Annotated in this window: 11 protein-coding genes; 2 read left to right on the top strand and 9 right to left on the bottom strand. The window is 71.8% G+C overall.

Annotation, left to right across the window (positions count from 1 at the left end; all coding sequences use genetic code 11):
- Positions 1-148: 148 nt before the first annotated feature.
- From IE267_RS33670 to IE267_RS33660, 3 genes are all read right to left on the bottom strand, one after another.
- Positions 149-493, bottom strand: coding sequence for a cytidine deaminase-like protein (locus IE267_RS33670; RefSeq protein WP_189765736.1), 345 nt, complete (start codon positions 491-493; stop codon positions 149-151).
- Positions 494-536: 43 nt separating this feature from the next.
- The gene (locus IE267_RS33665; RefSeq protein WP_189765735.1) at positions 537-1277 is read right to left on the bottom strand and encodes a hypothetical protein; all 741 of its coding nucleotides are present in this window, start codon (positions 1275-1277) and stop codon (positions 537-539) included.
- An 88-nt stretch (positions 1278-1365) separates the two neighbouring features.
- Entirely contained in the window at positions 1366-2187 is an 822-nt protein-coding gene (locus IE267_RS33660; RefSeq protein WP_229861560.1) for a helix-turn-helix transcriptional regulator, read from the bottom strand.
- 140 nt (positions 2188-2327) lie between these two features.
- On the opposite strand from IE267_RS33660, the gene IE267_RS33655 reads away from it, so the two are divergent.
- Positions 2328-3785, top strand: coding sequence for an MFS transporter (locus IE267_RS33655; RefSeq protein WP_189765734.1), 1458 nt, complete (start codon positions 2328-2330; stop codon positions 3783-3785).
- Positions 3786-3846: 61 nt separating this feature from the next.
- Here the strand turns inward: IE267_RS33655 and IE267_RS33650 are convergent, their stop codons facing one another.
- The 6 genes from IE267_RS33650 to IE267_RS33625 form a co-directional block, all read right to left on the bottom strand.
- Positions 3847-4200 carry an MmcQ/YjbR family DNA-binding protein gene (locus IE267_RS33650; RefSeq protein WP_161251351.1) on the bottom strand — a complete coding sequence of 118 codons (354 nt, stop codon included), beginning with the start codon at positions 4198-4200 and terminating at the stop codon, positions 3847-3849.
- Complete coding sequence (locus IE267_RS33645) at positions 4197-5495, bottom strand: hemolysin family protein (protein WP_167153334.1); 1299 nt, start codon at positions 5493-5495, stop codon at positions 4197-4199. Before IE267_RS33645 ends, IE267_RS33650 begins: the two co-directional genes overlap by 4 nt.
- A complete protein-coding gene (gene ybeY / locus IE267_RS33640; protein WP_100578292.1) occupies positions 5492-5989 on the bottom strand; it encodes an rRNA maturation RNase YbeY in 498 nt (165 codons plus the stop codon). The genes IE267_RS33645 and ybeY overlap by 4 nt, the downstream gene beginning before the upstream one ends.
- A gap of 13 nt (positions 5990-6002) precedes the next feature.
- Entirely contained in the window at positions 6003-7058 is a 1056-nt protein-coding gene (locus IE267_RS33635) for a PhoH family protein (RefSeq protein ID WP_161245695.1), read from the bottom strand.
- 191 nt (positions 7059-7249) lie between these two features.
- Complete coding sequence (locus IE267_RS33630) at positions 7250-8299, bottom strand: carbohydrate kinase family protein (RefSeq protein ID WP_229861559.1); 1050 nt, start codon at positions 8297-8299, stop codon at positions 7250-7252.
- Positions 8300-8520: 221 nt separating this feature from the next.
- Complete coding sequence (locus tag IE267_RS33625) at positions 8521-9834, bottom strand: glucarate dehydratase family protein (protein ID WP_189765733.1); 1314 nt, start codon at positions 9832-9834, stop codon at positions 8521-8523.
- 327 nt (positions 9835-10161) lie between these two features.
- Here IE267_RS33625 and IE267_RS33620 point away from each other — a divergent pair, with 327 nt between their 5' ends.
- The gene (locus IE267_RS33620; protein ID WP_167153332.1) at positions 10162-11472 is read left to right on the top strand and encodes an MFS transporter; all 1311 of its coding nucleotides are present in this window, start codon (positions 10162-10164) and stop codon (positions 11470-11472) included.
- The last annotated feature ends 116 nt before the right edge of the window (positions 11473-11588 follow it).

Raw genomic sequence — 11588 nt, 5'->3', positions numbered from 1 at the left:
CAGCTCGCCGGCTGACCCACACCAACAAGCCGATCCCGGGGGCCGGACCCATCAGCCCCGGCCCCACGCCCGTCACCGAGCACCCCGCAGGTCCCGCGACTTCGTCGACGGGACCTGTTCGGCGTTCCTCAACGGGCCCGGGGGCCGGTCAGAGCGTGGACTTCAGGGTGCCGTCCGGCGCCACCAGGAGGAGGGGGGTGGTGGGGTCGCCCAGGTCGCGTACCGCCGCGACGTCGGCTTCCGCCGGGTGGGTCGCCTCCGTCACCACCGCCGCCGCCTCCAGCGACTTCGCTCCGCTCGCCACCGCCATCGCGACCGCGGTCTGGAGCGCGGAAAGCTTCAGGGAGGGGAGCTCGACCGTGCCGGCCACGTACGTGCGGCCCGTCTCGTCGCGCACGGCCGCGCCCTCGGCCACGCCGTTGCGGGCCCGGGCGCTGCGCGCGAGCGTGATGATCTTGCGGTCCTCGGGGTCGAGTGCGGTGCTCTCAGTCATGCTCCGAGCATAAGGAGTGCCCGGGGCCGACAGGTGCGGGGGCTCAGCCCTGAATCGCCTGGTCCAGCTTCTTGGCGACGGTGCCGGTGACGGCCTTGTACTCCGCCGCCGGGATGCCGACCGGCTGCTTGCCCTTCGTCGAGAGCGCGCTCAGGGCCCCGCCCTTGCGGACCACGTAGTTGTGGAAGCCCATCTTGATCGGGCCCATGTCCATGATCAGCTCGTAGCCGTGTGCCTCGTCGCCCGCCTTGTCCACCGTCAGCGGCTTCACGGTGGCGGGGTACTTCTCGCCCTCCACGTCGACGGTGAAGGCGGCACACTGGGCGAGGGTCGCGTCGAAGCCCTTGAGGTACCCGGCGGCCTTGTCGCCGTCGAAGCCGAAAACCTGCTGAAGGCCGTACTCGAAGTTGCTCGTCTGCCGGGTGGCGGCACCCATCGGGGCGGCCTCGCTCTGCATCAGCTGCATGAGCTTCTGGCACTCGGGCTTGGTGGCCTTGCCGAACGTGAGGCCACCGGTGCTCGGTCCCGCCTTCCAGCCCGCCGGGACGTCCTTCTCGGTGAGCAGGGCCGCCTTGAGCCGGGCCTCGGTGACGGCCCCCTTGGCGCTGCCCGCGTCACCGGAGGTGCCCGGGGCGGCGGACGACGAGGACTTGGCGGCGTCCTTCCCGGCCGGCTTGTCACTCGTGCCGTCCGAGCTGCCGCACGCGGCGGCGAACGCCAGGGACGAGGCGGCCAGGGCCACGGCGGCGGCACGTCCGACGGAGACGGCGGTGAAAACGGGCATGCGTAAATCCCCCCACGGGACGAAAGCTGTGTGTTTCCTGTGCGCGCCGACTGTATGCGACGGCACCGTCCCGCTGCAGTCGCGTTTCTCAGCCGGCGATCGGATACATCGATCCCCGCCGCCCCTCCGGCGACGTCAGCCATTCCAGCTTCTGCGCCGTGTCCGTGTTCGGGAGCGGGGTGTGCAGCACGATCACCAGGTCCGGGCGGGCCGGGACGCGCAGCTGGGTGGACTCGACGTGCAGGGCGCCGACGAGGGGGTGTTCCATCTCCTTGCGGAGCTGGCCGCCGGGCTGGACGTCCCGGCGCTCCCACAGCTCGACGAACTCGGGGCTGAGCTCCTTCGCCTGCTCGACCACCGCCCGGAAACCCTCGTCGTCGGGGTGCTCGGAGCAGGCCGCCCGGAACTGGGCGACGACGTTGCAGGCGATCTCGTCCCAACGCTGGGCCCGCGCACGGTAGATGGGGTCGGTGAAGAAGGCGATCAGGCAGTTCTGCACGATCTCGGGGCGCATCCCGAGGACGAGCGCGGCCGACTCGTTGTACATGACCGTGTTCCAGTACGCGTCCATGATGTGCGCGGGGAACGGCATCCACGCGTCGATCAGGCGCTGCAGTCCCTGGCACATGTCGGTGTTGGCCGGGTCGACCTCCGGGGCGGGCGGGTTGAGCCCGGCGAGCACGTACAGGTGGCGGCGCTCGGCGCTGGTCAGTTGGAGCACCCGGCCGACCGCGTCCAACACCTGCGGGGAGACCGTGATGTCGCGGCCCTGTTCGAGCCACTGGTACCAGGAGACCCCCACGCCCGCGAGCACCGCGACCTCCTCGCGGCGCAGTCCGGGCGTGCGGCGGCGGGCCCCGCCGTCGGGCAGTCCCGCCTGCGTGGGGGTGATCCGCGCGCGCCTGCTCATCAGGAACTCGCGCAGCTCACTGCGCCGGTGCCGGTCGATCGGTGTAGCCACGAAATTCCCCCTGTCGGCTGCCTGGTGGTGCCACCAACAGGATAAGTTCCCACTCTCCACGGCCATTCCCGGACCGCGAAGGTATGGCCATGGCGATCGATACAGCGACGACAACCACCGGGCCCGAGACGGCGGCCCCCTCCCCCGGTCCGCGCGGAGACTCCGCACCCGGTTCCCCCGTGGACGCCCGGCTCGGCGGCCGGGCCAAGCTGGTCCTCTTCGTGCTCTGCGCCGCCCAGTTCATGGTGGCACTGGACTTCTCCGTACTGAACGTGGCGCTGCCCGCGCTCGGCAAGGACCTGGGGCTCGGCCAGTCCGCGCTGCAGTGGGCGGTGACCGCGTTCGCCCTTCCCTCGGGCGGCTTCCTGCTCCTGTTCGGCCGCATCGCCGACCTGTTCGGCCGCAAGAAGCTGTTCCTGACGGGCCTGGCCGTCTTCGGCGCGGCCTCCCTCCTTGCCACCCTGGCCTGGGACCCGGCGTCCTTCCTGACCGGGCGCGCCCTGCAGGGCCTCGGCGCGGCGGTGATCGTGCCGACCGGCATGTCCCTGCTGACCACGACGTTCCCGGAGGGCCCGCTGCGCGACAAGGCGCTCGGCATCTCCGGCACCCTGCTCTCGCTGGGCTTCACGGTCGGCATGGTGCTCGGCGGCGTCATGACCGACACGCTCGGCTGGCGCTCCACGATGGGCCTGCTCGTGGCCTTCGCGGTGGTCGTCCTGGCCCTGGCGCCGGGGCTGCTGCCGGAGTCCCGCACCCCCGAGCGGCCGCGTCTGGACGTGCCCGGCGCCGTCGCCGTCACCGGTGGGCTGCTCGCGGTGATCTACGCCCTGTCGACGGCGGCCCAGCGCGGGTTCGGCGGCGCGGACGTGTGGGGCACCCTGGCCGTCGGCATCGCCCTGCTCGCCGCGTTCGTGGTCGTCGAGTCGAAGGCGTCGGCGCCGCTGGTCTCGCTGCCGATGCTGAAGCGCCGCACGGTGGCCTGGGGCAACCTGGGCGGTCTGGTCACCTTCTCGATGATGTCGACGGTCGTCTTCGTGCTGACCCTCTACCTCCAGGAGACCCTGGGGCTCTCGTCCTTCGAGACGGGCCTGGTCTTCGGCATCCAGGGCCTGGCATCGGCCGTCGCCGGTACGTACGCGGCCCGGCTGATCGGGCGCTTCGGCTCCCGGCGCGTGCTGGCCGCCTCGCTGCTCGGCCAAGGGGCCTTCATCGCGGGCCTGTTGGGGCTCGGCACCCACTCGGGCGCCCTGCTCGCCACCGTGGCCGTCTCGCTGGCCAGCATGTGCCACCTCGGCGCGATCATCTCGTACGGCGTGACCGTGACCAGCGGGGTGCCCGACGAGGAGCAGGGTCTTGCGACCGGCCTCGTCACGACCACCCAGCAGGTCGGCCTCACCGTCGGCATCCCGCTGCTCGGCGTGCTCGCCACCACGCAGGCCTCGCTGTTCGACGGGGTGCGCACGGTCCTCGCGATCGACGCGGGTGTCGTGGTCGCGGCGGCCGCCCTGGTGGCGGTCGGCCTCGGCCTCGGCCGCGGGAAGGCCTAGTGCCTCCCGCGCCCGCTCCGGCCGTCGCCTCGCGGGGCCCTGCGAGGCAGGGCCCCGCGGCTCAGGCCCGGTCGAGGCGGAGCCGTTCGGCCTTCGGCAGGCCGGCGACCACCAGGTCGTACGAGTCCTCGATGAGCTCCCGGACCAGCCGGTCCGGGAGCTCGGCCGTGTTCACGGTGTTCCAGTGCCGCTTGTTCATGTGGTAGCCGGGCACGATCGCGGGGTGCTCCTCGCGGAGCCTGACCGCCTCGTCCGGGTCGCACTTGAGGTTGACCGTGAGCGGCTTCCCGTCGAGGGAGGTGAGCGCGAAGATCTTGCCGAGCACCTTGAAGACGGAGGTCTCCGGGTTGAACGGGAACTCCTCCGTCACGGCGTTGAACTCCAGGCAGAAAGCCCGCAGTTGCTTCGGTGTCACGCCACGCCCTCCTCGTCCTCTTCGTCCTTGGTCGGCTCCACGAGCACGGTGACGATCTTGTTGCGGCGGCCGGCCGGGGACTCGGCGGTGAGCCGCAGCCTGCGTGCGTCGGGCAGTTCCACCACGGCCGTGGCCCCGGCGATCGGCACCCGGCCGAGCGACTTGGCGAGCAGCCCGCCGACGGTCTCCACGTCCTCGTCGTCGAACTCGTCGAACCCGAACAGCTCGCCCAGGTCGCCGATGTCGAGCCGGGCGGTGACCCGGAAGCAGCCGTCCGCGAGCTCGGTGACGGGCGGCAGTTCGCGGTCGTACTCGTCGGTGATCTCGCCGACGATCTCTTCCAGGATGTCCTCGATGGTGACGATGCCGGCGGTGCCGCCGTACTCGTCGATGACGACCGCGACGTGGCTGCGCTGCTGCTGCATCTCGCGCAGCAGGTCGCCCGCGTTCTTGGTGTCGGGCACGAAGGCGGCGGGGCGCATCGCGGTGGAGACCAGGTCGGCCTCCGAGTCCCGGTTGATGTGCGTCTTGCGGACCAGGTCCTTCAGGTAGACGATCCCGACGATGTCGTCCTCGTTCTCGCCGGTCACCGGGATGCGCGAGAACCCCGAGCGCAGGGCGAGGGTGAGGGCCTGGCGGATCGTCTTGTAGCGCTCGATGCAGACGAGGTCGGTGCGCGGCACCATGACCTCGCGCACCAGGGTGTCGCCCAGCTCGAACACCGAGTGCACCATCCGGCGCTCGTCGTCCTCGATCAGCGATTCCGCCTCGGCGAGGTCGACCATCGCCCGCAGCTCGGCCTCGGAGGCGAACGGCCCCTTGCGGAAGCCCTTTCCGGGGGTGAGCGCGTTGCCCAGGAGGATCAGGAGCTGCGGGATCGGCCCCATGATCCTGGCCAGCGGCAGCAGCACGTACGCGGCGGCCGTCGCGGTGTTCAGGGGGTGCTGGCGGCCGATGGTGCGGGGCGAGACGCCGACGGCGACGTACGACACGAGGACCATCACGGCGATGGCCACGAGCAGCGCGGCCCACGTCTCGCCGAACTCCTCCAGGCACACGTACGTGACGAGGACGCCCGCCGCCATCTCGCAGGCGACCCGCACGAGCAGGGCGACGTTGAGGTAGCGCGTGGGGTCGGAGGCGATCTGGGCGAGCTTGGCGCTGCCGCGCCGGCCGGTGCGGACCGCTTCGGCCGCACGGAAGGAGGAGATGCGGGCGAGGCCGGCCTCGGCGCAGGCCGCGAGCCAGGCCACGACGACCAGGGCGACGGCTCCCGCGATCAGCTGACCGGTCATGAGACGGTCGGCGCCGGGGAGGGACCGGTCAGGCCCTTCTCCGCACGCCAGCCGTCGACGATGGCCGCCTGGAGGCCGAACATCTCGGCCTTCTCGTCCGGCTCCTCGTGGTCGTAGCCGAGCAGGTGCAGCACGCCGTGGACGGTGAGGAGCTGGAGCTCCTCGTCCATGGAGTGCTGCGTCTCGGCGTCCTCGCCCTGCTTCTTGGCGACCTCGGGGCACAGCACGATGTCACCGAGGAGCCCCTGCGGGGGCTCCTCGTCGTCCTTCGACGGCGGGCGCAGCTCGTCCATCGGGAAGGACATGACATCGGTCGGACCCGGCAGGTCCATCCACTGGATGTGCAGCTGCTCCATGGCCTCGGCGTCCACGACGATCACCGACAGTTCGGAGAGCGGGTGGATCCGCATCCGCGTGAGCGCGTAGCGGGCGATGTCGAGGATCGCCTGCTCGTCGACCTCGGTTCCGGACTCGTTGTTGACGTCGATCGACATGGTGCGCTCTGCTCTACTTCCCGTTTCGGCCGCCGCGACCTTCCTGGTCCTGGCGGCTGTCGTACTGCTCGTACGCGTCGACGATACGGCCGACGAGCTTGTGCCGTACGACATCCTGCGAGGTGAGCCTGGAGAAGTGCACGTCGTCGACGCCGTCCAGGATGTCCTGGACCTGGCGCAGACCGCTCTTCGTGCCGTTCGGCAGGTCGACCTGGGTGACGTCACCGGTGATGACGATCTTCGAGTCGAAGCCGAGCCTGGTCAGGAACATCTTCATCTGCTCGGCGCTGGTGTTCTGCGCCTCGTCGAGGATGATGAACGCGTCGTTGAGGGTGCGGCCGCGCATGTACGCCAGCGGGGCGACCTCGATCGTGCCGGCCGCCATCAGGCGCGGGATCGAGTCCGGGTCGAGCATGTCGTGCAGGGCGTCGTACAGCGGGCGCAGATACGGGTCGATCTTCTCGTAGAGCGTGCCGGGCAGGAAGCCGAGGCGCTCGCCGGCCTCCACCGCGGGCCGGGTCAGGATGATCCGGGTGACCTGCTTGGACTGCAGGGCCTGGACCGCCTTGGCCATGGCGAGGTAGGTCTTGCCGGTACCGGCGGGGCCGATGCCGAAGACGATCGTGTGCTTGTCGATCGCGTCGACGTACCGCTTCTGGTTGAGGGTCTTGGGGCGGATGGTGCGGCCGCGGCTGGAGAGGATGTTCTGGGTGAGCACCTCGGCCGGCGTCTCGCCGTGCCCGTCGCCGTTGGCCTGGTTGCCGTTCGCATTGCCGTTGGCGCTCGCCCGGAGCATGGCGATCGAGCGTTCCACTGCGTCCTCCGTCATCGACTGTCCGGTGCGGAGCACCAGCATCATCTCGTCGAACAGTCGCTGGATGAGGGCGACTTCCGTCGCGTCCCCCACGGCGCTGATCACATTGCCCCGTACGTGGATGTCGGCCGACGGGAAGGCCTTCTCGATCACGCGCAGCAGGGAGTCGCTCGAACCCAGGACGGTCACCATCGGGTGCTTGGCCGGGATGGTGATCTGGGCGTGCGCCTGCGGCTGTGTGGGTGTCTGAGTCATGGGCCGGCTCTGGGGCCTGCACATACCTCCCGTTGCAGGGTTCTCGCTGCTCGAGAGCCTCTGGAACACCAAGCCTACGACTTGCCGTGCGGCGCGCCGAGAGGTTTTCCACCCCGGGTGGTTCGGGGGGCCTCGCCGAGGCCCGGGGCGGGCCGGGCCCGGCCGGGTCGTGCCCGCCCGCGCCCGGGGCCTTACACGGGGTGGCGGAAGCCCAGGGTGGGGACGGCCCGGCGCAGGGGCCAGGTGCGGGCCGCGCCGGGCAGGAGGTCGGAGAGGAAGGCGTAGCGGCGCAGCGCCGACGGGTCCTGGTCGGGCAGGGTCCGTACGCGCTCCCACCAGCTCGCCACCTCGGCCCAGCCCGGTGCCGAGAGCGACCCCCCGAACTCCTGGACCGAGAGGGCCGCGGTGAGCCCCGCGAAGGCGAGGCGGTCGGCGAGCGGCCAGCCCGCCAGGGTGCCGGTGACGAAGCCGGCCACGAAGACGTCCCCCGCCCCGGTCGGGTCGAGGGCCTCGACCTCGATGGCCGGGACGTCCGCCGTCTCCCCGGTCGCGCCGTCCACCGCGTACGCCCCCTCGGAACCCAGCGTCACGACCGCCAGCGGCACCTTCTCGGCCAGCGCGCGGGCCGCGGCCCGCGGGCAGTCGGTACGGGTGTAGCGCATCGCCTCGGCGGCGTTGGGCAGGAACGCCTCGCAGTGTTCGAGCTCGGGCAGTCCGGCGAGGTCCCAGCGGCCGGTGTCGTCCCAGCCGACGTCGGCGAAGATCCGCGCACCGGAGCGCGCCGCGTCCTCGATCCAGCCCTCGCGGCGGCCCGGCACCAGGGATGCGACGGCGGCGCGGGCCCGGGGCGGGCCGTTGGGCGCGGACAGTTCGTGGGGTGCCTCGTGCCCGTGGGTGACCATCGTGCGTTCGCCCTCGTACGCCATCGAGACGGTGACCGGGGAGTGCCAGCCGGGCACGGTCCGCGACAGCGACAGGTCGATGCCCTCGCCCTGTTCGAGCGCGTCCCAGCAGTACTCGCCGTAGTGGTCGTCGCCGAAGGCCGCGGCCAGGGAGGTGCGCAGGCCGAGGCGGGCGAGCGCGGTGGCCATGTTGGCTACGCCGCCGGGGCTCGAACCCATGCCGCGCGCCCAGGACTCGGTGCCGCGCACCGGCGTCGAATCGAGCCCGGTGAAGACGATGTCGAGGAAGACCGTGCCGGTGAGGAAGACGTCGCAGGGCGGATCTCGCGGGTCGCGCAGCCCGTCGAGCGGGTCGACCCGCGGGGACCGGCGCGGCTCGGCACCCGGGCGCCGCGGGTTCCACTCGGCGGGCTCGGGCTCGGGGCCGGGCAGCCGGGGCTCGTGGTGCGGGTGGGACGGCTGCTCTCTGCTGTCTGGTCTCGTCACGGCGGGCTCTCCGTTCGCGTACAGATCTGGCAAGTCTGCCCGATGTACGCCGCGGAAGGGCCGCCGCGGTGCCGCTACCAGCGCGGAAGTGCCGGGACCGTCCAGTCGGCGTGCTCCGGGGCCCGCCGCATCGCGGCCGCGTCGTCGCGGTCCCGCAGGGTGCCGTCGTCGTCGAGCCAGCGCCGGTGGAGCCGGGCCAGTTCGGTGCGGTCGAGCTCGACGCCGAGGCCGGGGGCGTCGGACACCGCAAGGCGCCCGTCGCGGAACTCGTGCCGAACGGTGATCACGTCCTCCGTCTGCCACGGATAGTGGCTGTCGCAGGCGTGGTCGAGGTTGGGGACGGTCGCCGCTACGTGGGTCATCGCGGCGAGGCTGATCCCCAGGTGCGTATTGGAGTGCATGGACAGCCCCACCCCGAACACCCGGCAGATCGCGGCGAGTTCACGCGTGTTGCGCAGACCGCCCCAGTAGTGGTGGTCGGACAGGACGACCTGCACGGCGTCACTCAGGAAGGCCTCGCGGATCTCGGGGAACGTCGTCACGCACATGTTGGTGGCGAGGGGCACCGAGGTGCCCCGTGACACCTCGGCCATCGCGGCCGTGCCCGGCGCCGGGTCCTCCAGGTATTCGAGTACGTCGGCGAGTTCGGCGGCCACCCGCAGCGAGGTCCCCGGCGTCCAGCCGCCGTTGGGGTCGAGCCGGAGCGGGTGGCCGGGGAAGGCGGCGGCGAGGGCGCGGACCGCGGCCACCTCCTGCTCGGGCGGGAAGACACCGCCCTTGAGCTTGAAGGAGCGGAAGCCGTACTCGCGCACGAAACGGCGGGCCTGCTCGACGATCCCCGCGGGGTCGAGCGCCGCGCCCCAGGAGTCCTTCTCCCCCGCGCCGCCGGGGTGTTCGGCCCAGCGGTAGAAGAGGTAGGCGCTGTAGTCCACGGCGTCGCGGACCTTGCCGCCGAGCAGGGTGTGGACGGGGACGCCCCCGGTCTTGCCGAGCGCGTCCAGACAGGCGACCTCGAAGGCGGAGACGACGGACAGGCGCAGCTTGTCCGCGGTCTGCACGCCCCGCAGCCCGCCGACGTCCACCGAGTCGTCGATCCGGGACTCGTCCACATCGATGAGGTTCATGGACGTGAACAGGCCGTTGAGGTCGGCGAGCTCGTGACCCAGCAGCGCCCCGGCATACGGTCGGGCCAGTTCGAGGTACGGGGTGTCGCCGTACGTCTCGCCGACCCCGGTCACCCCCTCGTCCGTGACGACCTCGACGATCAGGCGGGGCGTGTACGGCTGATGCACGCCCTGGACGTTGAGGAGCGGGGGGTCGCAGACGAGGACGGGGGTGAGCCGCACCTCGGCGATCCGCCGTGCGCCCGCAGGGACAACTCGACTCATGCGATCCCGTCCATTCATCGACCCCGGCCTGCCGCTCGACCGACCATTCGTCCATCAACGCAAATCGAGACTAGATATGTGAACAACCACCGTCAAGGGGCGCGCACCTTCGACGGGCCGCCCCCCAACTCCCCTCCCGCTCCGCGAAATTCGCTCGTCTACCCGGCGGAATCCAGGCCAAACGAAACGTGACCCAGATCACTCCGTCCTGGCTTTTCGCGCACTCGGGACGCTTGATACAAATTGGCCTCGCGATCCCGTACAACACCGGGCGCATCCCCCCTCTTTGACCTCCCTGCCCCACGGGCACTGTTCCTTGGAACGCCCATGTCCGCACGCCCTCGTGCTGCCTGGCCCCTGGTCGCCGTCTTCACCGCCGGTTACCTCGCCGCCTACCTCCTCCCCACCGTCGTCGGCCGGCTCTCGGCCGGCCTCGGACTCACCCCCGCCGAAGCCGGACTGGTCGGCTCCGCCCTCCTGTTGAGCTCGGCCACGGCCGGTTTCACCCTCGCCTCCAGAGTCGAGCAGCACGGGCCGCGCCGCCTGGCCCGCTACGGACTGATCCTCGCCGCCACCGGCTACGGCGCCGCCGCGCTGACCACCCTGGTCCCGCTCGTCGTGGCGGGCGCCATGGTCGGTGGGCTCGGCTCCGGTACGGCCACGGCGGTCGCGGCGGCCGGCATCGCCGCCCAGCGCGACCCCCACCGGGCCTCCACGCTCGGCCTGCTCTCGGTGTCCGCGACGGCCGGCGTGCTCTACCTGACGATCCCTCACCTCGGTGGCGGGCACGCGACCCCGCTCGCCTCCATCGCCGTCGTGGCGGCGCTGGTGTGGCCCGCCACACGGTGGCTCCCGGACGCCTGCGGTACGGCCCCCCAGGTGGAGACCGTCCAGGTCGCCGCGGGTGTACGGCTCCCCCACCGGCGCTCCGGCACCGTCCTGGCCGCGACCATGCTCTGCTGGTCCCTCGCGCAGAACGCACTGTGGGGCGTGAGCGGGCGGATCGGCCTCACCCAGGCCGGGCTGACCGAGGTCACCGTCGGCATGGTGTTCGCGGCCGGCCTCGGCGCGGGGCTGCTCGGGGTCCTGGGCGCGGGTGCGCTCGGCGCGCGGCTCGGGCGGGCGGTGCCGATCGGGGCGGGTACGGCGGTCATCGCGGCCTGCATCGTGGCGAGTTCGTCGGCGCACGGACTGGTGTCCTTCGCGACCGGCGAGATCCTCTGGAACGTCTTCTACCCGGTCGTCCTGTCCTATCTGATCGGCCTGTCCGCCTCGCTCGACCCCCGCGGACGCTGGGCGGTGCTCGCGGGCTCCGCGTCCTCGCTCGGGGTGGCCTGCGGCCCGCTCACCGGGAGCCTGCTCTCGGAGTACGCCGGGTACCGGGGCATGGGGCTCGTACTGTGCGCGCTGCTGCTGCTCATCGCGGCGCCGATGACGGCGGTGGCCCTGCACACGGCCGGGCGGCCGCTGGTGCCGGGGTCCATCCGGCGCCGGGGCGGTATGCCCGCGGCGGTGGTCGCGGGGCGGGGGGCCGCCTCCGCGGCGCTGCTCCCCCAGATCGGCGTGCCCGAGCAGGAGGTGGCCGAGATCGCGATCCGCTCCCGCGCGAGGCGGCGCCGCAAGGTACTGGCTTCCTGAGCTCCGCCCCGACCCCCGGGGGATTTGCCCACCCGCCCGCCCATCACTCCGGGTTGGCTGGTTCCGGCCCCTGGGGCTCCGCCCCAGACCCCGTATCGCGCCTTAAGGGCGCTCGT

Source organism: Streptomyces xanthochromogenes (assembly GCF_014650455.1).
Classification (GTDB): domain Bacteria; phylum Actinomycetota; class Actinomycetes; order Streptomycetales; family Streptomycetaceae; genus Streptomyces; species Streptomyces xanthochromogenes.
Note: the sequence above shows the minus strand (reverse complement) of the source record. Positions and strands in the feature narration are given on the sequence as shown.